This is a genomic window from Sphingobium psychrophilum (assembly GCF_012927105.1).
In the GTDB taxonomy this organism is placed as follows: Bacteria; Pseudomonadota; Alphaproteobacteria; order Sphingomonadales; family Sphingomonadaceae; genus Sphingobium; species Sphingobium psychrophilum.
Genome location: NZ_JABBFV010000008.1, coordinates 1 through 22,183, shown reverse-complemented (window position 1 = coordinate 22,183; position 22,183 = coordinate 1). Strand labels below are relative to the sequence as shown.

The following is a 22,183-nucleotide window of genomic DNA, read 5'->3' as shown; positions in this document are numbered from 1 at the left end:
ATCGCGTCTCAGGCGTCACTAGCGGCCATGGCCGACACCCTTCCTTCAGAGACTCCCGATTTCAAGCGGCGGGGCGTCCTTTTCGTCCTTTCCTCCCCTTCGGGCGCGGGCAAATCCACCATCGCGCGCAAGCTGCTTGCCGCCGAACCGGACCTGTCCATGTCGGTATCCGCGACGACGCGGCCGATGCGGCCGGGGGAGGTCGATGGAAAGGATTATCATTTCGTCGATCTGGAAGAGTTTCGCCGGATGACGAGCGACCATGAATTTCTGGAATGGGCGCATGTGTTCGGCCAGCGTTACGGCACGCCGCGCGGCCCGGTCGAGGCAATGCTGAAGGCTGGCCAGGACGTGTTGTTCGACATCGACTGGCAGGGCGCGCAGCAGTTGCACCAGATTGCCGGTGGCGACGTCGTCCGCATCTTCATCCTGCCGCCCTCCATGGAGGAACTGGAGCGTCGCCTGCGTGGGCGGGCGACCGACAGCGAGGCGGTGATCGAGGGCCGCATGGCGCGCGCCGCTGGGGAGATCGCGCATTGGGACGGCTATGATTATGTGCTGTGCAATGTCGATGCCGATGATTGCTTCGCGCGGGTGCAGACCATATTGCACGCCGAACGTATGAAGCGCAGTCGGCAGACCGGGCTGATCGGGTTCATCCGCAAGCTGGGCCGTTACCACCAGGACGATTAAGCCCGATCGAACCCGGCCGGGTCCGCCCAGTCGGGATGGGTCCAGGCCATCGTCTTGAACAATGTGCCCATCTCCGCCTCGTCGGTCAGGCGGTGGCGGGCAGCCTCCACCTCCGCCACGCGGGCGGGGGCGGTGCGGGCAAGTTGGTCGGCGCGGGCGTCGATGCCCAGCTGGCGCAGATAATCGCCCTGGCCAACCGGGCCATGGACCCGCAGGCCTGCCTGGCGCGCCATATTGCCCAGCACGGTGAAATCGACATGGGTGGTGAGGTCGACTTCGCCCGGATCGGTGAAGGGATCGGCGAACTGATGCGCCTTCACCGCCTGCAATGTGTCGCCCAGCGCCGGGCCTTCATAGCCATAGTCGATGAGGATGACGGCACCGCCCTGCTTGGCGATGCGGTGGGCCAGGGCATAGGCGATGCCCGCGCCGACGATGGGCGATTCCAGGATTGCGCCTTCTGGCGCTTCGACGGCCAGCGGGGGCAGGCCCGATTCGATGCGGCGATAGCCGGGGACGGGGAGGAAGCGGCCCTCCGCCTCCCGGCTGACGACGACGCGTTCGCGCCATTCGTCCCCCACGCGGATGCACTGGCGGACCGGCAGCGCATCGAAAAATTCATTGGCGACCACCAGCAGCGGGCCGGTGTCGGGCAGGCTGTCGATGCTGTCATGATGGACGGCGTGGGGCAGCAGCGCCAACTGGCGGCCGCGCAGCGCAGGGCTGGTTTCGACCAGATGCACTTTGGGGGCGAGCGCCGCGCGCTCCATCGCCCGCAGCGCGTCGGCCGCCAGCGTGCCGCGGCCTGGACCCAGTTCGGCATAGGTGGCGTCCGGGCGGCGGCCCGACCGCATCCAGACATCGGCCAGCGCCAGGCCGACCAGTTCGCCGAACATCTGGCTGATTTCCGGCGCGGTGGTGAAATCGCCATCCGCGCCCAGGGGATCGCGGGTGGCGTAATAATGCTGGTTCGCTTCGGCGATATAATGGGCGACCGAGATCGGTCCGCCCGATGCGATCTGCCGCGCCAACCGATTCGCCAGCGGCAGATCGGTTGGCATGGAGGGTTCAGGCGACACTGTTCGCCCCGGCGATCGGTTCCACCCGCACGCGGCGGCGGCCCGAAGTGACGATGAGGTAGAGGCCGCCCAGGATCATCGGCACGCACAGCCATTGGCCCATATGCAGGCCGGTGCGGTCCGCAAATTCCATCAGCTGCGCGTCGGCCTCGCGGAAATATTCCACGCCGAAGCGGAAGCAGCCATAGCCCAGGATGAAGATGCCGACGAGCATGCCCGGCTTGTAGCGGGCGCGGGTCTTCCAGAAGGCGAAGGCAAGGATGAGGAAGAGTAGGACGCCCTCCAGCCCGGCTTCGTAGAGCTGGCTGGGATGGCGCGGCAGGTCGCCGCCGGTGGGGAAAATCATGCCCCAAGGGACGTCGGTTTCCTTGCCCCACAATTCCCCGTTCACGAAATTGGCGAGTCGGCCGAAGAACAGGCCGAAGGGCACGACGCAGGCGACATAATCATGGATGCGCAGCCAGCTGAGCTTTTCCTTCCATGCCATGTAGAGGATGCCGAGCGACACGCCGACCGCCCCGCCATGAAAGGACATGCCGCCATTCCACAGCTTGAAGATGTCGAGCGGGTGGAGAAGGATTTCGGGCTGGTAGAAGATCACATAAGCCAGCCGCCCGCCGATGATGATGCCCAGCGTCGCATAGAAGATCATGTCGTCGGCATGGCGGCGGCCCATTGGCGACCCCGGCTGCGCGACCAGTTTGAGCAGATACCAATAGCCGATCAGGATGCCCGACAGATAGGCGAGACTGTACCATTTGAGCGTAAAGAAGCCCAAGTTCAGGGCGACGGGGTCCAGCCCCAGATCTTCAAAGCGAATGGCGCCCGAAGCGGCGGCGGCAAGGTCCAGGATCAAAACGACGTCCCCTTGGGAATTGGATTGCGGGCATAGAACAAGCGGCGGCCAAGATGAAGGGGGAAGGCGGATTTGATGGCGTCGGTGCGTCGCGAAGGCGTGAGCTGGGCGTCGCGGCCGAAGTTCACACCGTTGTCGGGCTTTTGTGGGCAAAAGTACCGGCGAGGCCATCGCGACGCTATCGTGAAGCCACAGGCGGGTAACGGGGACGTCATGATCGGGGCACGCCGACGCGACGGGGACGCGCCGGGTTCGCGCCATCCGCGCGCCACGGACGCGATGGCAACGCGGCTGGCAGGCGTGGGGGGTGCCGAGGGGAAGGACTGGTCCATCGGTGAGGGTAAACCAGAGAATGGGCGAATAGGAAAGAGCGTGGCACCGACAGCGAATCTAAAGCCGCTCCATGACAGGGGGATGGTCGGAAAGCGACCCATAAGCGGCGATGTTCCCCCTCCCGCTGGCGGGCTAGGGGGTGGGCTGGACGGCGCGAAAGCCCACCCCGCTGCGACTGCGCGCGCAAGTCTCGCTGCCCCTCCCGCAAGCGGGCGGGGAAGAGAGTATTCAGTCCCCTCCCCACCCAAATCAGTCGCTCGCGCCTGCATCCTCCAGCCCCTTCGCCGCGCGCACACCCTGCCGGCCGCGCTCGGCCAGTGTGCGTTTCAGCGTATTGGGGTGCGGGGCGATCAGGAAGCCGAAGCTGACGGTGCCGGCCTTCGTTTCGACCGCGTGGTGCAGGCGGTGGGCCTGGACGATGCGCTTCATATAGGTCGAGCGGGCGACGTAGCGGTGCTTGACCCGCTGATGCACGATGATGTCGTGGAAGCCGAGATAGATGGCACCATAGGCGGCGATCCCGGCACCCATCGCGGTAGCCCAATGGCCCCAGTCCCATTGCACCCCGCCCAGCAGCAGCAGGATGGAAGGCAGGGCGAAGATCACGAAATAAAGGTCATTGGCTTCCCACAGGCCGTTGCGCGGGCGGTGGTGGCTGGCGTGGAGGAACCAGCCGGGGCCGTGCATCACCCAGCGGTGCATGACATAGGCGAACCCCTCCATCACAGCGACGGTGGCGAGGAAGATGAGGAGGAGGGCGAGGGGGGACATGGCGGCAATATAGGGGCGGCGAAGGGCGGTGGCGACCCCGTAATGATGCGGATAGTTGCCCGTTGGTGCACGGGATAAGCCGAGGAAGGCCGGCACCCGGCTTAACCGGCGGGACGGGCGCTCAGGACTGCCGCATGTCCGGGGCGTAGTGGATGACGCGCTGCGGGTAGGGAATGGCGATATTGTTGTCGCGGAACAACTGCCACACGCGGCCCAATACGTCCGACTTCACATTGCCGACGCCCCCTTCGGGATCGCTGATCCAGACGAGGATTTCATGGTCGACGCGGCTGTCGCCAAAGGCGGTGAGCCAGACATTGGGCTGGGGATTGCGCAAGACGCGGGGGCTGTCGAGGGCGGCCTGGAGCATCAGTTGCTGGGCGAGTTGCAGATCGCTGTCAAAGGCGATGCCGACGGGGATGCGCACGCGGACGTTGCGATCGGAATAGGACCAGTTCTCCACCTCCTGCGTCATCAGATTTTCGTTGGGGATCAGATGTTCCTTGCCCTCGCGCGTGATGACGGAGACGGCGCGCACGCCGATCTTGTTCACCCAGCCGAAACTGTCGCCCACGACGATGACGTCGCCCGGCTTGATCGATCGGTCCATCAGCAGGATGATGCCCGCGATCAGATTGCCGACCGTCTTTTGTAGGCCAAAGCCGATCGCGAGGCCGAACGCGCCGGAAAAGACGGCGAAGGCGGTCAGGTCGATCGCCAGCATGTCGACGCCCACGAAGAAGGCGGCGACCACGACGGCGATGGTGGCGAGTTTTTGCGCCAGCAATTTCTGGGTCGGATCGAATCCGTCGGTCTTCTGGATCGAGCGGCCGATGAGCCGGTTGGCGAGGCGGACTGCGGCGAAGAGCGCGACGCAGGTGGCCGCAATCGACAGCAGGCCGAGCAGGGTGATGCGCCGTTTGCCCAGGTCCACGCCGACCCGGTCGAGCATGTCGCCGACAGGGGCAATGCCCCCGCCGCTGCCCGACACGATGAGGATGAAGAGGATCAGGGCGAGCGGCGCGACCGCCCAGCGCGGGATGGCGAGGCCACGCAGGATGTGGATGGCGAGCAGGGCGACGGCCGCCCCCAGCACGATGCCGACGACAAGATGGGCGATCGTGCCGACCGGGAAGAGGACGAAGGCCAGCGGCAGCAGCAGCGCCGCGACGCCATGGCGCAATATGGCCCTGACATGGCCCGCTAATATATCGTTGAGCGGGGGCAGGCGCTGGCGCAGTTGCGGGGCCAGGGTGCGGCCGATGGCCCAGGCGGCGACGTAGAGAATGATGGCGATCGCCAGCGCTACGACGGGCTGGACGATGTCCGGGTCGCCCGGCAGGCGTGCGAGCAGGTGGGACAGGTCCGGGGTCATCCCCTCAGCCACCGTCGCGCACGGCGCGGAAGCGGGCAAGGCCGGCGGCGATGTCCGCGATCAGATCGGCCGGGTCTTCCAGGCCGATATGGAGGCGGATGGCGGGGCCTTGGGCGCTCCATTGCGTCGCGCTGCGATAGCGGGCGGGATCGACGGGCAGGGCCAGGCTTTCGAAGCCGCCCCAGCTATAGCCGATGCCGAAATGGGCGAGGCCGTCGATCAGGGCGGCGCGGGCCGTGTCGTCTCCGCCGTTCAGGACGAAGGTGAAGAGGCCGGTCGAGCCTGAAAAATCCCGCTGCCACAGGGCGTGGCCGGGGCAGTCGGGCAGCGCCGGGTGGAGGACGCGGGCGACGTCTGGCTGGTCTTTCAGCCATTGGGCGATGGCGATGGCGCTGTCCTGATGCTGTTGCAGCCGCAGCCCCAGCGTGCGCAGGCCGCGGCTGGCGAGCCAGGCGTCGTCGGGGCTGACCATCTGGCCGAAGACATAGGCGGTCTGGCGGATCTTCGCGAACCAGTCGGGGGTGGCGGTGACGCTGCCCATCATCACGTCGCTATGGCCGACGATATATTTGGTGCAGGCGAGGATGGATATGTCGACGCCATGGCTGAGCGCCGGGAAGTAGAGCGGCGTCGCCCAGGTATTGTCGAGCAGGGTGACGATGCCGTTCGCCTTTGCCCAGGCGGTCAGGGCGGGGACGTCCTGCACCTCGAAGGTCAGGCTGCCGGGGCTTTCAAGGAATAGGGCGCGGATCGGGCCGCCTTCAAGATAGACATCGAGTGAGACGGCTGTGGGATCATAATAGATCGTTTCGATACCGTAATTATCGAGCAATTGGGTGCAGAAATTACGGGTCGGGTCATATGCGCTGTCCACCATCAGCAGCCGGTCGCCGGGCTTCAATACCGCCATCAGCGCGCAGGCGATCGCCGCGACGCCCGACGGGTAGAGCATCGTGCCTTCCGCGCCCGGTTCCATTTCGGTGAGTGCGTCGGCGAGGCTCCAAGCCGTCGGCGTGCCCTTGCGCCCGTAGAAGAGGCGTTCGTGGGTGCTGCTGCCCGCGGCTTTGCGCAGATGGGCGACATCGTCATAGAGGATGGTCGAAGCGCGCCAGACCGGCGGGCTGACGATCGCGCCGGGCTGGCCGGGCATGCCGGTCCATTCCGGCTTGCGGCCCGCTTGCGCGAGTTTGGTCAGGGGCTTGCGTCCATCCTGCTCCGAAGCGTCGTCGCTCATGCTGCGCCGGTCGCCTTGGGCGTGGCGGGGTCGAATCCCCATTCCGACCAGCTGCCGTCATAGAGGGTGACGTCTGTGTTGCCGAGCGTTTCGAGGCCCGCGAGCAGGATGGCGGCGGTGACGCCGCTGCCGCAGGTGGTGATGACGGGGGCGGCCGGGTCGATGCCTGCGCTTTCAACCAATGTTCGCAATTCTTCGCCCGATTTCATGCTGTTGTCCGGGTTGAACAGGGCGGAGGAGGGGAGGTTGCGCGATCCGGGGATATGGCCTGACGCCATGCCGGGGCGCGGTTCGGCCTCTTGCCCGGTGAAGCGGCCCGCGCCGCGCGCGTCCAGCACCTGTTCCGCGCCGCTGGCGACATTGGCGATCAGGTCGGCCTTGGTGCGGACCTGGCCTGCGGCACGGCGCGCGACGGCGGTGCCGGGGGCCGGGGTTGCCACGCCGCTCTCCGTCGGGCGTTCCTCCGCCAGCCATTTGGGGAGGCCGCCGTCGAGGATCGCGACGGATGCCCCCAGGCCGTAGAGGCGCATCATCCACCAGCCGCGCGCGGCGCTGTGGACCGGGCTGTTGTCGTAGACGATGATGCGGCTGTCGGGATTGATCCCGAGCGCCTGGGCACGCTGCGTCATGACATCGTCGGGGGGCAACATGCCAGGGGTCGGGTCCGCCGGATCGTTCAGCGTCGGCAGGTCGAGAAAGACCGCGCCGGGGATGTGGGCGGCTTCAAACTCGGCGCGGGGGTCGCGCGGGGTGCCGGGCAGAAACAGGCTGGCGTCGAGGATGACGAGGTCGGGCTGGCCCAGCTGCGCGGCGAGCTGTGCGGTGGACAGGAAAATGGTCATGCGGCGTCCTTGCCTTCTCTTATTTTACCCATGCAATCACAGACCGTTCGCTTCGAGCGAAGTCGAGAAGCGGCTGGCGCTGTGTCGGCGTTCAGCTTCGCGGGACTTGGCCCTGCCATGTTTCTCGACTTCGTTCGAAACGAACGGGTTGCTGTTCTTTTAGGCACGGTTGCCTAAGCTGGGAAGAGGCATCAGGCCGGGGTGAGTTCCGCCGCGGCGCGGGCGGCGGGGCGGCGATATTGGCGCGGCCCCTGATCCAGGCGGAGCGGGGCGAGGCGCTGCGCGGGCGGTTCCTGTTCCTGCCCGACGATGAAGGCGCGCGCGGTGCGGCCCTGCGCCGTCGCCTCATCCTCATCCGGCCCCCAGCGATAGGCGGCGTCGAAGGCGGCGAGCGGGATCAGCAGGCTGCGCTGGCCCATCGTCACCGGTACGATCTGGTCGGGCGGCAGGCGCAATTCGCCCGCCAGCTGGAGCGTTTCGCCCGATGCGATCGATACCGCGCTATGCAGCGGCAGGCCATCCTCGCCGGTGAAGAAGCCGTTGAGCAACGCCTGCTGCTGCGCCCCGCCGGTGCCCAACAGGCCGCGCACCAGCACGTCGCGCGCCGGGCGATCGCCGCGATTGTGCAGGATCAGGCTGTAGCTGATCGTCACGCCCATCAGCGAATAGCGCGCCTGGGACACGATCAGGTCCATGGCGAGCCAGGGGCGATCGGACGCCTGCGGTGCCGGGGTGCGCGCGGTGGCCGGCGCGGCGGGCGTGACGCGGACAGTGTCGGCGGGCGCAGCAGGCGCAGCGGAAGCTTTGGGCGTGGCGACTGGCGCGGGTTCTGACGCTGGTTCGGCCAGCGGCGTTGCGGTCAGGCGGCGACGACGCAGCAGGAAGGCGGCGGCCAACACGGCCAGGGCAAGCGCGCCGCCGACGATCCATGGCCAGGACAGGGGGCTGGCGTCTTCTGTCGTGGGGGCGGTGGGGGCGGCCGGTTCCGGGTTTTCCACGGCATTGGCGGCGGGCGCGGGGAGCGGCTGCGGCGTCGGTGCAACCGGGGCACTGGCGTTGGCGGGTGCGTCGTTGGTCGCAGGCTGCGTTGGCGTGGTCGCGGCGGGCGCGGTTTCAGGCGCGCGGGCTGGTTGCGCGGGCGGCGGCGTCGCGCGGTCGGTCCGGCGTGGCGAGCGCGGCGTTTCGGCGGGCGTCGCGGACGGCGCGGGGCGCGGACGGCTGGGCTGTGGCGTCGGCTGCACAGTGGCGGGTGGCCGCGTCACCGTGGGCGCGATGACTGGGGGCGTGACCGGCTGGGTCGCGCTGGGCGTGACGGGATCGCGATAGACGTTGAGTTCCGGTCCCTGCCGGTTCGTGTTGGGCGCGGGCGTGCTGTTGGCGGGCGGCAGCTGGAAGCCGGGGGTGGTTTCCTGCGCCTGCTGCGCATGGACGGGCACGGCGGACAGTGCGGCAATGGCCAGCATGGGCGCCAGCAGCGGCGCGGCGAACGACAACGGACGAATAGGATACCCCATGGCCCTGCCAAGGCACAAGAATCGCTGAACCGCAAGTGAACAATGCGGGACGATGACATCAGGCGTGCAATCGCGTAGATGGCCGGGCATGACAGACCTTCCCACCGCGCCCCTGCATCTGGGGCAGAGCAGCGCCCTTCCCGCCAGCCCGGAAGCGGCCGTGCTGGATTATGTGGCCAATCCGCGCCCCGGCAAACCCTATCTGGTGCGATTCACCGCGCCGGAATTCACATCGCTCTGCCCGGTGACCGGCCAGCCCGACTTCGCCCATCTGGTGATCGATTATGCGCCGGGCGCGACGATCGTCGAATCGAAATCGCTCAAGCTGTTCCTGGGCGCGTTCCGCAACCATGCCGCCTTCCATGAGGATTGCACCGTGGGGATTGGCGAGCGGCTGTTCGCCGAAATGGACCCGATCTGGCTGCGCATCGGCGGATACTGGTATCCGCGCGGCGGCATCCCGATCGACGTCTTCTGGCAGTCGGGCGAGCCGCCGGCGGGGATGTGGCTGCCGGCGCAGGATGTGCCGGGGTATCGGGGGCGCGGGTAAACCTGACCTCCGTTCGTTTCGAGCGAAGTCGAGAAACGCGGCAAAGCTGCGTTCAGCGACGCTAAACGCCAGAACAGCGCTATTCGCTTCTCGACTTCGCTCGAAGCGAACGGCTGTGGCTGGGTTGGTCCTGTTTGACGAACGGGCAACAGGGTTCGACCAACGACAGTGCGACCGCGCGCCATCGCTTGACCGATGCAGCGAAACGGGTGATCCCGCGTTTATCGCGCGCGTGATAGGATATCATGCGCCCCAAGACGTGTCGGAGTCTGTTAGTCCTATGTCGCTCAAGAAAGTCCTGCCGCTGCTGATCGCGGCCGCCCCCGTCGCCCTGTTGTCGCCTGCGCTGGCCCAGACCGCGCCGACCGGCCCCGCCGCGGGCATCACCACCCAGTTGCCGCGCGGCGCTGCGCCCAGCCATTATGCGATTGAGGTGACGCCCGATGCGGCGAAGCTGACATTCACAGGCAAGGTGACGATCGACGTCAACGTCGCGACCGCGCTGCCGGCGCTGGTGCTGAATGCGGCGGACCTAACCGTCTCCACTGTCACGCTGACGCCCGTAAAGGGCAAGGCGATCAAGGGCGTGGCGAAGGTAGATGCGGATGCGCAGACCGTGAGCCTGGATTTTGGCAAGCCGATCCAGCCTGGCAGCTACAAGGTCGATATCGTTTATGCCGGCATCATCAACCAACAGGCCAACGGCCTGTTCGCGCTCGATTATACCGACAATGCAGGGGCGGCGAAGCGCGCGCTCTTCACCCAGTTCGAGGCGCCCGACGCCCGCCGGTTCGTGCCGAGCTGGGACGAGCCGAGCTATAAGGCGACGTTCGATCTGTCGGCGGTCATCCCGACGGGACAGTTGGCAGTCGGCAACATGCCGGTCAAAGCGACCAGGGATCTGGGCGGCGGCAAGAGCCTGGTGACGTTCGGCACCAGCCCGAAAATGTCCTCCTACCTGCTGTTCTTCGGCCTGGGCGAACTGGACCGCGCGACCAAGATGGCGGGCAATACCGAAGTCGGCGTGATCGTCGGCAAGGGCAATACCGGCAAGGCGCAACTGGCGCTTGATGCGTCGGCCAGCATCCTGCCCTATTTCAACGATTATTTCGGCGTCCCCTATCCGCTGCCCAAGCTGGATAATGTCGCTGGGCCGGGCCAGAGCCAGTTTTTCAGCGCGATGGAGAATTGGGGCGCGATCTTCACCTTCGAGCGCGCTTTGCTGGTCGATCCGCGCTTCACGTCGGAAGCGACCAAGCGCCGCATCTATGAAACCGTCGCGCATGAAATGGCGCATCAATGGTTCGGCGACCTCGTCACCATGGCCTGGTGGGACGATCTGTGGCTGAATGAGGGCTTCGCAAGCTGGATGGCGACCAAGGTGACCGACAAGCTGCAACCCGACTGGGAAATGCTGCTGACCCGCGTGGACGGGCGTGAGGCGGCGATGAGCCTCGATTCGCTCGCGACGACTCATGCCGTCGTGCAGAAGATCACCACCGTCGATCAGGTGAACCAGGCGTTCGACGCCATCACCTATCAAAAGGGCGAAGCGGTCATCACCATGCTGGAAGGCTATGCCGGCGAAGATGCGTGGAAGGCGGGCATCCAATCCTATATGAAGGCCCATGCTTATGGGAACACCGTGACCGACGACCTGTGGAAGGCGGTCGAGGGCGCGGGGGCCAAGGGGCTGGTGTCGATCGCGCATGATTTCACGTCGAAGCCCGGCATCCCGCTGGTCACGGTGGACAGCGCGGTCTGCAAGGGCGGATCGACCGTCCTGACACTGAGCCAGGGAGAATTTAGCCGCGACCAGAAGGGCAAGACGCCGCTGAGCTGGAACGTGCCGGTCAAGGCGCAGACCGTCGGTGGCGAAGCGCAGCGGCTGATTTTGCAGGGCAAGGGGACGGTGACGCTGCCGGGCTGCGGTGCCTATGTCGTCAATGCGGGGCAGACGGGCTATTATCGCTCGCTCTATCCGGCGGCCAATGTGAAGGCGCTGGCGAAGGATTTCACCAAGCTGGCGAGCATCGACCAGACCGGGCTGCTCGCCGACAATTTCCAGCTGGGGATGGGCGGCTATCAGCCGATCGGATTGGCGCTGGACCTGGTGGACGCTGTGCCCGCGACCGCCAGCCCCGCCGTGCTGGCGGAGGTGCCGGACTATATCAGCAGCGCCCATGCGATGCTGGAAAGCGACAAGGCGGCGCAGGCGCGGGTTGCCGCCTATGGATCGGCCAAGCTGGGACCAGTGCTGGCGGGGATCGGCTATGACGCCAAGCCGGGCGAGGCGGCGCAGGCGCCGGTGCTGCGTCAGGCGCTGGTATCCACGCTGGGCGACATGGGCGACAAGGCGGTGGTGGCGGAAGCCAATCGCCGCTTCGCCCAGCCAGCTTTGCTCGACGGGCCGCTGCGCAACACATGGCTGTCGATCATAGCGAAGAACGCCGATCAGGCGACCTGGGACAAGCTGCGCGCCATGGCCAAGGGCGCGAAGACCGACCTGGAGAAGAGCAGCACCTATGCGCTGCTGGGCGGGGCGAAGGACGAGAAGCTGGCCGCGCAGGCGCTGGACCTCGCCATGACCGACGAGCCGGGCAAGACGACGAGCGCGGCGATCATCAGCGCGGTCGGTTATGAGCATCCGATGATGGCGGTCGATTATGTGCTGGCGCACCGGACGCAATATGAGGCGATGATCGACGTGTCGGCGCGCAGCCAGGCGCTCGCCCGGTTGGGCGGCGGATCGGCCGATCCGGCGATGGCGACCAAGCTGGACGCCTATGCCACCCAATATCTGACGCCCGAATCGCGCAAGGTGGTGGATCGTTCCATCTCCGCGATCAAGACGCGGATCGAGACGCGGAGCCGGTTGCAGGCGCCGCTGACCGCCTGGTTCGCGGCCAGGAAATAAGCAGGAGGGGCGGTGGCGCGATCCACCGCCCTTTTTGACTCAGAGGATGCGGCGTTCCCGCGCGGCGCGTTCCAGATCGTCGCGGAAGGCGGGGTGGGCGATGGCGATGAGCGCGCGGGCGCGATCGGCCAGGCTCTTGCCCTTCATGTCGGCAGAGCCAAATTCGGTGACGACGATATGGGTGTCGGTGCGCGGCGTCGTGACCGGGCCGTCGAGCCAGGGGACGATGCGCGATACCGTGCCCTTGGCGGCGGTGGAGTGGCAGGCGATGATCGACCGGCCGCCCCTTGACGCATAGGCACCGCGCACGAAATCGAGCTGGCCGCCGGTGCCGCTATATTGGCGGCCGTTGACGAATTCCGAATTACAGGCGCCCGCCAGGTCCAGCTGCAGCGTAGCGTTGACCGAGAGCATGGCGTCGTTCTGCGCGATGATGTGGGGCGCATTCACATAATCGACCGGGCGGGCTTCGAGCGTCACATTGTCGTGCAGGAAATCATAGAGCGGCTGGTCGCCCATGGCGAAGGCGAAGACCGACTTGCCGGGGTGGAGGCTCTTGGCGCTGTTGTCGACCACCCCGGCCTGGATCAGGCTGACGAGGCCGGGCGAAAGAAGTTCGGTATGGATGCCAAGGCGGCGATGGCCCATCAACGCGGCGCAGACCGCGTCGGGCACCGCGCCGATGCCCATTTGCAGGCAGGCACCGTCCTCCACCATGGCGGCGATGATCGCACCGATCGCTTCGTCGGTGGCGTTGCGGGGGAGGGACGGGATCTGACAGAGCGGGACATGATGTTCGACCAGCGCCGCGACGTCCGACACATGGACCAGACAGTCGCCATGGACATAGGGCATGGCGGGATTGACCTCCACGATCAGCCGCGCGCCGCTGCGCGCTACCGCCAGCGCATAATCGGTGTCGGTGCCGAGGCTGAAATAGCCGTTGGCGTCCATCGGCGAGACGGTTGTGATGAAGCTGTCCACGCCGATATGCTCGGTCAGGGCGCGGGGTATCTGGTGGAAGGGGACCGGCAGCAATTCGGTGAGAGGTTCAACGCCGCTTGCCAACAGCGCGTCGTTGGCGCGCTCCACGCCGCCATGGAACAGGCTGATTCGGCGGATCCGGTCAGTGAGGTCGGGGGCGAGGATGGCGGCAGCGGACGCGGCGGGCGCGAGCATGGCGTAGAGGGTGGCGTCGCGCAGCGCGCCGGCGCGGACCCGGTCGGCCAGCGCCGCCGCCAGCGCTGGCGGGAAGCTGACGGCCAGGCCCGCGACGATCTTTGCGCCGTGCGGGATCAGCGCGACGGCCTGGTCCGCCGTCATCCGCTTGCCGTCATATATGCCCTTGATCGTCATGCCCTCTCCCCGGATCGTTGTGGCCTTGTCGGCTGGAGCGGGGGAGAGAGCAATCCACCATTAGTGGGAGGTCAGCGCGGCAACCCCAGCGCCTTGACGATATCGTCCCAGGCGACCAGCTTGAAATTCTGGGCCGCGGCCGCATTATGGCCGTCCTGCGCGATGAACAGCCCGCCGGGATAGGCCGGCCCGAAATCGCCCAGCATCAGTTCAATGCCGTCGGTTTCCTCCGACCCGCCAATGGTTCCATCGACCACGCGAAAGCGGCCGACATAGGAGTCGTCGCTCAGCTTGTAGACGACATAGGCATTGTCGCCCTGGCTGGAGACGAGGACATAGCCGTCCTTGTCGCCCACGGGCGCGATGGCGACGCCTTCGGCATCCATGACCAGATTCTTGCCGTCCGCTGCGGCGATTTTGGTCGGGGTGGTCGATCCGGTTGCGCGCGCGTCGAAGCGCCAGAGGCCGACATCCTCCTCCGCCACATAGAGGATGCCGGTGCGGTCATCGACAGCGCAGCCCTCCGACTGGGTGCCCAGTTTCATGGTGCGGACGATCTTGCTACTGGGCGTCGCGCCTGATGCGTCGATCGCCACCTGGTTGATCGTGCCGTCCTTCAGCACGATGAAGGCGGACAGGACGCCCGCGTCACGGCCAAGGCAGATGCCATAGGCTTCGCCCGCGCCGCCATCGGCCTTGCCCAGCGCGGTCAGCTTGGCGGTGGCGGGGTCGAGGCGGAAGAGCGCGATCCTGGCATGGGCGATGTCGTTGCGGTCGCTGGCGGCGACCAGGATGCCCGGCGCGCCGCCGATCGCCACGCCGTCCTTCAGATCGACATTATTGACTCGGCCGGCGTCGATGAAGCTGCGGGTCTTGCCGTCCAGGCCATAGACATACAGCCCGGCCTTCTTGTCGGTGCCCACGATCAGGCTTTGCGCGGGGTCGGCGGCGTTGCGCCAGATCGCCGGATCGTCGGCCGCGTCGGCGTTCGCGGTGCCGACCGGGGTGGTTTCGCCGCGCGCGGTGACCGACACGGCAGGGGTTGCATTGGCGATGCGAACGGCGACCGGGACTTCGACTTCGGCGGTAGTGCAAGCGGACAATGTAATAAAAGTGAAACAGGAAATCATTGAACTGTAATATTTATTACGCGATCCGGTCATGTTTAACTCCTAGCGGCCCAATGCGACGGGCCAATACAAGAAAGCGCCCGATGGTCAATTAAACTCTTTAAGACATAGGGGGCACATATGGTCGCGAATAAGTGGCTGATGCTTGGTTGCGCATCTTTGGCGATGATTTCTTCTCAGGCTTTTGCTCAGGCGCCCGCCGCGGCGGACGACGTCGCCAGGACCGATGGGCCGATCACCCAGGCGAGCGACATCGTCGTCATCGCCGGCATCGGCTATCGCGACCGTACCGACACCCCCGAACCGGTGCTGAAATATGGCACCGACTATTTCCAGCGTTTCGAGCCGCTGACCGCCGGTGATGCGCTCAAGCGCGTGCCGTCCGTCACCTTCCTGTCCGACGTGCTGGAAAGCGACGCGCCGCAGATGCGCGGCCTGCCGCCCGGCTATACCCAGATCCTGATCAACGGCGAGCGCGTCCCCGGCGCGGCCGCCGATCGCAGCTTCTTCATGGACCGCATCCCGGCCGAGCTGATTTCCAGCGTCGAAATCGTCCGCTCCTCGTCCGCGCGCCGGACCGGCGACGCGATCGCGGGCACGCTCAACATCAACCTGCGCGACGGCTATGAACTGAACGGCGGCTATGTCCGCGCCGGTGGCCTGGTCTATGACGATAATGAGCTGGAACCGAGCCTGGGCCTGGTCTGGGGCGGCGCAGTCGGTCCCGGCCGTTTGCTGTTGGGCGCGAACCTTCAGGGTCGTCACAATCCCAAGCAGAAGAAGAGCCTGCGCTACGGCGATTCGCCGGAGAATAACCCGGATTACGCCAGCGACGATTTCGACAATCGCGAGGACCAGACCGACACGCGCGACGGCAAGGATTACAGCTTCAACGGCACCTATGAGATCGACGCGGGCGACACCAATTTCAAGCTGAACGGCTTCTATGTAAAGACCGACCGGACCGAGACGGAGCGCAGCTTCGAATATGACGACGCCACCGCCGTCACCGGCCCGGTGCCGACCGGCAATTTGCTGAGCGATAATGCCAATGTCGCCAAGATCGACCAGGAGAATTTCTCGATCGACGGCAAGCTGACCCAGAATTGGTCGGCGGGCAAGACGTCGCTGCGCGTGGGCTATGCCAAGTTCATCGAGGATCGCCGTGAAACCGAATATGAAATCGGCTTCGACGTGGACGAGGGCGACGCGCCGGAGTTCGAGGGCGCGCTGACCCAGACCGACATCAAGGACCAGGAATTTTCGGTCAAGCTGGAGCATGAAGTGCCACTCGGCGAGACGATGAAGTTCGTGTTCGGCGGCTTTTATCAGGACAAGACCCGCCGCACCGGCATTTTCGAGGCCGAATCAGACGATAATGGCACGGCCGGGTTCGACTGGAACCAGTTCGATCGCAATCCGACCGAACTGGCCGGTCCGTTCGGCGATCTGGAAGCGACCGACGGCGGCGACAACCGTATCAAGGAAAAGCGTCGCGACGCCTTCGCCCTGATCGAAGGCGATATGGGCGGCCTGAAGTGGGAAGCGGGCGTGCGGTACGAACATACCAAGGTGCGCGTGACCGATTATACGGTCGATGCGGACATCGCCAGCCAGAGCAACAGCTATGGCAAGCTGCTGCCGTCGGCGTCGTTCAAATATGCGCTGACCGACCATGACCGGATCATCGGTTCGGTCGCCCGCACACTGCGCCGGCCGCAGTTCGACTATATCACGCCCGCCACGTTGCAGGAGGAAGTGGGCGACAGCGACCTGCTGGGCAATCCGGCGATCGATCCCGAAACCGCCTGGGGCTTCGACGTCGGCTATGAACATCGCATGGGCAGCCGCGGCATCGTGGGCGTCAATGTCTTCTATCGCAAGGTGAAGGATCTGATCGAACTGACCAACACCGGGGCCGAAGGGTCCGAAGGCGAAGGGACGTTCGTCTATCAGCCGATGAACATCGGCAACGGCAAGGTCTATGGCGTCGAATTCGACCTGTCGACCGACCTGGGCTTTATCGGCCTGCCCAATACCGGCCTGTTCGGCAACGCATCCTGGCTGGACAGCGAAGTCACCGACGAGATGGGCCAGCGCCGGTTCAACAACCAGTCGAAATATGTCTATAATTTCGGGTTCATTCAGGATTTCCCGACGTTCGGCGCGGCGTTCGGCGCGACCTATCGCAAGCAGGGCAGCGCCTATAGCCGGGTGATCTCCGAAGAGGTAACCACCACCTATGGCGCGGACTTGGAAATATTCGTGGAGAAGCGGTTCGGCAAGACGTTCACCATTCGCGCGGTCGGCTCCAACCTGCTGAATGGCGCCAAGCGCGAAGTGTTCAACAAGTTCGATAATCTGGCCGACCAGATGGATCGCGACTTCGACGAATATGAGCTGGAAAGCGAAAAGGCGGGGCCGGTGTTTCAGATCATGGCGCGCATGGCGTTCTGATCCGGCGGCAGGAGCATGAGGAAAGGGCCGCGCGATGCGCGGCCCCTTTTCGTTTAGCGGCCGGTATTGAGGTAAGCGGCGACGGCATCGACGCTGTCGCCGACGACATCGACGGCCTCCGCCAACTCTTCGGGCGATACGTCGAAGCGATAGGTCCAGTAGAGGATCGCCGCCTCATTATCCAACGTGACGCGGTCTGCATCCATATAGGGATCGCTGGTCTTTGGTGCCTGTCTCATACGACCGGTACAAACGCATAAATGGCGACGCTTTTCCGCTTCCCTTTAGGACAGGTTGCTTATGCCGGTGGTCCGATTCTGACATTCGATACCGTTTGAAGCCAAACCGCGCCCGAATGTCAGAATCCTTTCGGACCAATGGAAGGCCCTAAATCAATCCACTAACGGGCTGCTCGCCCAGTTTTTGAGCTTGGCGTAGAGCGCGGCGATCCCGCCTGCGAAGACCAGGATGGCGAGCGGCACAGCCCAGGGATTTTCCGCCACCAGCGCGAGCGGCGCGTCGCTGTCGGTGCTGGCGACGATGCCGGCGAAGGCGACGCCGAACAGGCTTTCGCCGACGATGAAGCCGGTCGCCATCAGCACGCCCATGCGTTCGGCAAATTCCGGGTTCGCCTGACGCAGCGACCAGCGATTATAGATATGGCCGATCACCGCGCCGACCGGGATCAGCAGGGTGAGCGCCATCGGCAGGTAGATGCCCATGCCGACCGCGAGCGGCGGCAGGCGCAGCTTGCCCGACTTGCCCAGCAGTTCATCGACCAGCACCACGACCGCGCCGATGCCCGCGCCGATGCCGATCAGCCCCCAGTCGAGATCGCCGCCCAGCACGCCCTTGGCCAGGGCAGAGATGAGCGCGGCCTGCGGCGCAGGCAGGGCGTTTGGCCCGGCGCCGGGCGCGCCAGCGAAACCGAAGGCGCTGTTCAGGAGGTCGAGCACCGGCGGGATCACCAGCGCGCCGAACAGCACGCCCAGGATCAGGGCGATCTGCTGCTTCCACGGCGTCGCGCCGACCAGCTGGCCGGTCTTGAGGTCTTGCAGATTATCGTTGGAGATGGTGGCGATGCCGAAGACGATGGCGGTGGTGAACAGGGCATAGGCGATCAGCGCCTGCGTTTGTTGGGGGTTGTCGCCGCCCGATCCGTAGATGGCGGCGAGCATCAGCGACGCGCCCAGCACGGCGAGGATGCCGACACCCGAAATCGGGCTGTTCGACGCGCCGATCAGGCCCGCCATATAGCCGCAGACCGAGGCGATGATGATGCCCGCGACCAGAACATAGGCCAGCGTCAGGCCGATGATCGGCACCGGATTATCGGCGATCGGCCCACCCTGGGCGAAGACCCATAGCAGGAAGCCGATCGGCACCAGCGCGGCAAGGATGGTGCCGCCGACGATGGAGATGGGCAGGTCGCGCTCGGTAATGTCGAGGTCGGCAGCATTGCCCGCCTTGCGCTTGGCGTTGGCGACCAGGGCGGATCGGATGCCGCTGACGATCGGGCCGAGGATCTTGAGCAGGGTCCAGATCGCCGCGACGCCGATCGTGCCCGCGCCGATGAAGCGCGCCTTCATGCGGAAGGTGGTGCCGACCAGGTCGGCCAGGTCAGCGCCGGCGGGGACGGGGGTGGTCAGATAAGGCACGATGCCGACCCAGCTGATGAGCAGGCCGATGAACATGGCGACGCCTACGGAAAGCCCGACGAGATGGCCGACGCCTATCAGCGCCATCGAAAAGCTGGTGGAGACAGAGGTCGCGCCCGCGCCGAATGTGAAGAAGGTGGCGGCTTCTTCGGCCAGGATTTTCGTCTTGGCGATGATCGAGAAGCTGGCGGCGGCAATCGCGCTGGCGACGATGGCGGCCAGGCCCCGGCGGTTTTCCTCCAGCCCCTCGCGCGAGCCCGCGCCGACTTTCAGCACTTCGGCGGCCGCGACCCCTTCGGGATAGGGCAGGTCGGAGCCGGTGACGAGCGCGCGGCGCAGCGGCACCGAATACATGACGCCCAATATGCCGCCCAGCGCGATGGTGCAGGCGCTCAGCCAATAGGGGAAGCCCTGCCACCAGCCGATAATGACCAGGCCCGGCAGCACGAAGATGATCGCCGAGAGCGTACCGGCGGCGGACGCGATCGTCTGGACGATGTTGTTTTCCAGAATGGTGCCGGTCGAAAACAGCCGCAGCACCGCCATGGAGATGACCGCCGCGGGGATGGAGGTGGCGAAGGTCAGGCCGATCTTGAGGCCCAGATAGACGTTCGCGGCGGTGAAGATGAGGGTGATGAGCGCGCCCAGGATCACGCCCCTGATCGTCAGCTCCGCCATCGGCGTTGCCTTGCTATCCGTCGTCACCCGCATGTCCCCTTGGCTTTTCTGGCATCCTTGATCTGGCTGGTAATAATGTTGCTTGGCCGTGGATCAATCGGAAAGTGATATGCGGGGGACTATGGACCCGCGCTGCGTATGAGGACAGCGCAAAAAAGCGGCGCTGTTTATGAACTTTTGCCGCTGCCTGTACCGACCGGCACGGACTGATCGAGCCAGGCGTCGACCAGCCCCGTCCAGCGCTGATAGCCGCGCGCATTCATGTGCAACCCGTCGGGGCGGAAGAGCGAGGCGTCGGGCAGGCCGTCGCGCGCCAGCAGCACGGTGCCGACGTCGAGATAGTCGAACTTTTCCGCCTTGGCGCGCGCGGCGACAGTGGCGTTGACCTGCGCCATTTTGGGCCAGAGCGTCCAGCGGATCGGGCTGGGCTTGAGCGAGAGCCAGACGATGGCGGCGCGGGGATAATCGGCGCGCAGCCGCTTGAGCAGGGCGAGGATGTCCCGCGACACGGCGTCGGGCGTCGTCCCGGCGGCCAGGTCGTTTTCCCCCACATAGACGACCACCGAGCGGGGCGGGACGGGCGGCAGCAGCCGCTTGTAATAATGGAGGACATGGGCGGTGGTCGCGCCGCCGAAACCGCGATTCACGGTGCCGATATCGGTGAAGCTGCCCGCTATGTCCCACAGCCGGATGCTGGAACTGCCCAGGAAGAGGGTGGCGTCGCGTACTGGAGGGCCAGCGCTGTTGGCCTTGGCGAAGGCCTCCACTTCATTGGAGAAGGGGAAGGTCGGGTCGGCATTGGGCGCGGGGTTGGCGCGGCCAGGCGCGGGCGGCGGCACCGCGGCGGCGGGGGCCGCCAGCGCGCAGGCGAGCAGGGCCAGCAACGCCGCCCGGCGGAGGCCCGCGCCCGGCATTGCGCCCTTAATGGCGGTGGAGCGGACGCAGGCGATATTTGCCGTCCGCATAGGGGCCGAACATGCCGGTGATGGCGGGGTGATCGACCGGCTCGTCGCTGTCGTCATTGACCAGATTTTGCTGGCTGACATAGGCGACATAGCTGGATTCGCCATTTTCGGCGAGCAGATGATAGAAGGGCTGGTCCTTGTCGGGCCGCGCGGTTTCAGGGATAGCCTCATACCATTCCTCGCTATTGGCGAAGACCGGATCAATATCGAACACGACGCCGCGAAAGCCGAACATGCGATGCTTGAGCACATCGCCGATATTGAAGCGGGCATGGACGATCGGCGGGGCGGTGACGCCAGCGCCGAAAATCTGAATCGTGTCTTTCATACCTCCAATTTAGGATGCTGCTGCGCGGACACAAGAAAAATACCGGAAAGGCTGCTTGGCAAGGACGATTTCATTCGCTAATGGCCGCCCCTCGACCGGGACGGCGCAAGTCGGACCATCTGCGGAGAGGTGGCAGAGTGGTCGAATGCACCGCACTCGAAATGCGGCGTGCCCGAGAGGGTACCGTGGGTTCGAATCCCACCCTCTCCGCCATTTACCCAGCCCGATCGATACCAATCAGTCCCTGAGGGGCTGATTTCTGCCGTTTATTGCGCTATGGCAAATCCCGAATGGTCCCGATTTGTTCTAATTGAGCAGGGGACGGAAGGGGGTATCGAGTGGGGTATCAGTTTCGGGGAGGGGTATCGTACCCCACTTGCCCATGCTGACGGTCGCAGCAGTCGAGAAAGCGGTGAAGCGCGATAAGCCATACAAGATGGCGGACTCGGGCGGGCTGTTCCTGTACGTCTCAACCACCGGGCAGCGCTCATGGCGCATGAAGTTTAAGCTGCACGGTAAAGAGAAGCTGCTGACGTTCGGGCCCTATCCCGACGTGAAGCTGTCCGAGGCGCGCGATCGACGCGACGAAGCCCGGCGCCAGATCCGCGACAACGTCGACCCGTCGGGCGCGCGCAAGCGAGCGCAGGAGGCGACCGTTCAGGCGGCGGCCGAAGAGGCTAAGCTGATGACGTTCGAGACGGCGGCGCGGATCTGGCTTGATCAGCAGAAGGGCCGGTGGGTTTCCGAATGCCACCGGCGTCGATGGCGCATTCATTCGGAATACAACTTACAGCAGTATCAAAATTATCGCGGATAGTTTCCATTCTGCTGATCCCGTACCGTTTCTTCAGGCGCGGCCCTTAGTCATTGCGGCCGACGCTGGACAATCTCTGGTCGGCCTCAACGTCGAAGTGATATGGCATAATCAAACTGCCGGGCTGACCTACCAGATCGACGCTGCGGCATCGGTCGACGGCATGAATGTTAATGATAATGGAACGGTGCGGGCTTTCGGCTCCGCAAACGTGAGCGTCCGACAGCTCGTGCCGGGCGGAGCTGCGTTCACGGATAAGCTTCGCGGAACCGGTCCAGACCGCGCATTCGATGTAAGCAGCCCGGGTGGTCAACATAACATGTTGAACTGGCGAGATAGCATAAAGCCAGGTGGCGGCGGCTTTGCCGAAATTTGGTACAAAGGAGACGGTACAAATACGAAGAGCCATCAGCTTGACGCGGGCGGAAACGCGCAATTTGCGCTCGGTGGGATGTCTTGGGACGGCGAGCACCTTGTCCTCGGTTCATCCCATTTTTGGTTTGACGCATTGTAACCGTCCGATTGTTACCGCGGCTTATGGGCCTTGAAGCGCGCGGCGAGTTCGGGATCGTCGATAAAGTCATCGAGGAATTGGTGCCAGGCCTTGGTCGTGAGACGTCCATCGCTGAGCAT

19 protein-coding genes and 1 tRNA gene are annotated in these 22,183 nt (G+C 65.1%); 7 read left to right on the top strand and 13 right to left on the bottom strand.

Annotated elements, in window-relative coordinates; genetic code table 11:
* The first annotated feature begins 27 nt into the window (after nucleotides 1–27).
* The gene (gene gmk / locus HHL08_RS12445) at nucleotides 28–693 is read left to right on the top strand and encodes a guanylate kinase (RefSeq protein ID WP_169573499.1); all 666 of its coding nucleotides are present in this window, start codon (nucleotides 28–30) and stop codon (nucleotides 691–693) included.
* On the opposite strand, the gene HHL08_RS12440 is transcribed toward gmk, so the two are convergent.
* From HHL08_RS12440 to HHL08_RS12410, 7 genes are all read right to left on the bottom strand, one after another.
* Nucleotides 690–1,754: a class I SAM-dependent methyltransferase gene (locus HHL08_RS12440; protein ID WP_169573498.1), complete on the bottom strand. Its 1,065-nt coding sequence runs from the start codon at nucleotides 1,752–1,754 to the stop codon at nucleotides 690–692. The two genes, gmk and HHL08_RS12440, sit on opposite strands and share 4 nt — an antisense overlap.
* Before the next feature lie 7 nt (nucleotides 1,755–1,761).
* Nucleotides 1,762–2,628 (bottom strand): prolipoprotein diacylglyceryl transferase, encoded by an 867-nt coding sequence (gene lgt, locus HHL08_RS12435; protein ID WP_169573497.1) that lies wholly within the window; start codon nucleotides 2,626–2,628, stop codon nucleotides 1,762–1,764.
* 582 nt (nucleotides 2,629–3,210) lie between these two features.
* Nucleotides 3,211–3,732, bottom strand: coding sequence for a sterol desaturase family protein (locus HHL08_RS12430; protein WP_169573496.1), 522 nt, complete (start codon nucleotides 3,730–3,732; stop codon nucleotides 3,211–3,213).
* A gap of 121 nt (nucleotides 3,733–3,853) precedes the next feature.
* Nucleotides 3,854–5,107 (bottom strand): mechanosensitive ion channel family protein, encoded by a 1,254-nt coding sequence (locus HHL08_RS12425; protein WP_169573656.1) that lies wholly within the window; start codon nucleotides 5,105–5,107, stop codon nucleotides 3,854–3,856.
* 4 nt (nucleotides 5,108–5,111) lie between these two features.
* Complete coding sequence (gene metC, locus HHL08_RS12420) at nucleotides 5,112–6,341, bottom strand: cystathionine beta-lyase (protein ID WP_169573495.1); 1,230 nt, start codon at nucleotides 6,339–6,341, stop codon at nucleotides 5,112–5,114.
* Nucleotides 6,338–7,183: a sulfurtransferase gene (locus tag HHL08_RS12415; RefSeq protein WP_169573494.1), complete on the bottom strand. Its 846-nt coding sequence runs from the start codon at nucleotides 7,181–7,183 to the stop codon at nucleotides 6,338–6,340. The genes metC and HHL08_RS12415 overlap by 4 nt, the downstream gene beginning before the upstream one ends.
* Before the next feature lie 191 nt (nucleotides 7,184–7,374).
* Complete coding sequence (locus HHL08_RS12410) at nucleotides 7,375–8,697, bottom strand: hypothetical protein (RefSeq protein ID WP_169573493.1); 1,323 nt, start codon at nucleotides 8,695–8,697, stop codon at nucleotides 7,375–7,377.
* Between the two features lie 88 nt (nucleotides 8,698–8,785).
* On the opposite strand from HHL08_RS12410, the gene queF reads away from it, so the two are divergent.
* Both queF and HHL08_RS12400 read left to right on the top strand, forming a co-directional pair.
* Nucleotides 8,786–9,247 carry a preQ(1) synthase gene (gene queF, locus HHL08_RS12405; RefSeq protein ID WP_169573492.1) on the top strand — a complete coding sequence of 154 codons (462 nt, stop codon included), beginning with the start codon at nucleotides 8,786–8,788 and terminating at the stop codon, nucleotides 9,245–9,247.
* Nucleotides 9,248–9,527: 280 nt separating this feature from the next.
* Nucleotides 9,528–12,164, top strand: a complete 2,637-nt coding sequence (locus HHL08_RS12400) for a M1 family metallopeptidase (RefSeq protein ID WP_169573491.1) — start codon at nucleotides 9,528–9,530, stop codon at nucleotides 12,162–12,164.
* Between the two features lie 39 nt (nucleotides 12,165–12,203).
* On the opposite strand, the gene HHL08_RS12395 is transcribed toward HHL08_RS12400, so the two are convergent.
* Both HHL08_RS12395 and HHL08_RS12390 read right to left on the bottom strand, forming a co-directional pair.
* Nucleotides 12,204–13,520: an acetyl-CoA hydrolase/transferase family protein gene (locus HHL08_RS12395; protein ID WP_169573490.1), complete on the bottom strand. Its 1,317-nt coding sequence runs from the start codon at nucleotides 13,518–13,520 to the stop codon at nucleotides 12,204–12,206.
* A gap of 71 nt (nucleotides 13,521–13,591) precedes the next feature.
* Nucleotides 13,592–14,650: a phytase gene (locus HHL08_RS12390; protein WP_169573655.1), complete on the bottom strand. Its 1,059-nt coding sequence runs from the start codon at nucleotides 14,648–14,650 to the stop codon at nucleotides 13,592–13,594.
* 120 nt (nucleotides 14,651–14,770) lie between these two features.
* On the opposite strand from HHL08_RS12390, the gene HHL08_RS12385 reads away from it, so the two are divergent.
* Nucleotides 14,771–17,107 (top strand): TonB-dependent receptor plug domain-containing protein, encoded by a 2,337-nt coding sequence (locus HHL08_RS12385; protein ID WP_169573489.1) that lies wholly within the window; start codon nucleotides 14,771–14,773, stop codon nucleotides 17,105–17,107.
* A gap of 53 nt (nucleotides 17,108–17,160) precedes the next feature.
* On the opposite strand, the gene HHL08_RS12380 is transcribed toward HHL08_RS12385, so the two are convergent.
* The 4 genes from HHL08_RS12380 to hspQ all read right to left on the bottom strand — a co-directional run bounded on the left by HHL08_RS12380 (nucleotide 17,161) and on the right by hspQ (nucleotide 20,736).
* Nucleotides 17,161–17,346, bottom strand: a complete 186-nt coding sequence (locus HHL08_RS12380) for a DUF3606 domain-containing protein (RefSeq protein ID WP_235955044.1) — start codon at nucleotides 17,344–17,346, stop codon at nucleotides 17,161–17,163.
* A 153-nt stretch (nucleotides 17,347–17,499) separates the two neighbouring features.
* A complete protein-coding gene (locus HHL08_RS12375) occupies nucleotides 17,500–19,470 on the bottom strand; it encodes an OPT family oligopeptide transporter (protein WP_169573488.1) in 1,971 nt (656 codons plus the stop codon).
* A 140-nt stretch (nucleotides 19,471–19,610) separates the two neighbouring features.
* The gene (locus HHL08_RS12370) at nucleotides 19,611–20,408 is read right to left on the bottom strand and encodes a GDSL-type esterase/lipase family protein (RefSeq protein WP_169573487.1); all 798 of its coding nucleotides are present in this window, start codon (nucleotides 20,406–20,408) and stop codon (nucleotides 19,611–19,613) included.
* Nucleotides 20,365–20,736, bottom strand: a complete 372-nt coding sequence (gene hspQ, locus HHL08_RS12365; RefSeq protein WP_169573486.1) for a heat shock protein HspQ — start codon at nucleotides 20,734–20,736, stop codon at nucleotides 20,365–20,367. Before hspQ ends, HHL08_RS12370 begins: the two co-directional genes overlap by 44 nt.
* A gap of 123 nt (nucleotides 20,737–20,859) precedes the next feature.
* Here hspQ and HHL08_RS12360 point away from each other — a divergent pair.
* The 3 genes from HHL08_RS12360 (at nucleotide 20,860) to HHL08_RS12350 (ending at nucleotide 22,064) form a co-directional block, all read left to right on the top strand.
* A tRNA-Ser gene (locus tag HHL08_RS12360) sits at nucleotides 20,860–20,949 on the top strand.
* A gap of 169 nt (nucleotides 20,950–21,118) precedes the next feature.
* Entirely contained in the window at nucleotides 21,119–21,553 is a 435-nt protein-coding gene (locus tag HHL08_RS12355; RefSeq protein ID WP_169573485.1) for an Arm DNA-binding domain-containing protein, read from the top strand.
* Nucleotides 21,453–22,064: a hypothetical protein gene (locus tag HHL08_RS12350; protein ID WP_169573484.1), complete on the top strand. Its 612-nt coding sequence runs from the start codon at nucleotides 21,453–21,455 to the stop codon at nucleotides 22,062–22,064. Before HHL08_RS12355 ends, HHL08_RS12350 begins: the two co-directional genes overlap by 101 nt.
* The last annotated feature ends 119 nt before the right edge of the window (nucleotides 22,065–22,183 follow it).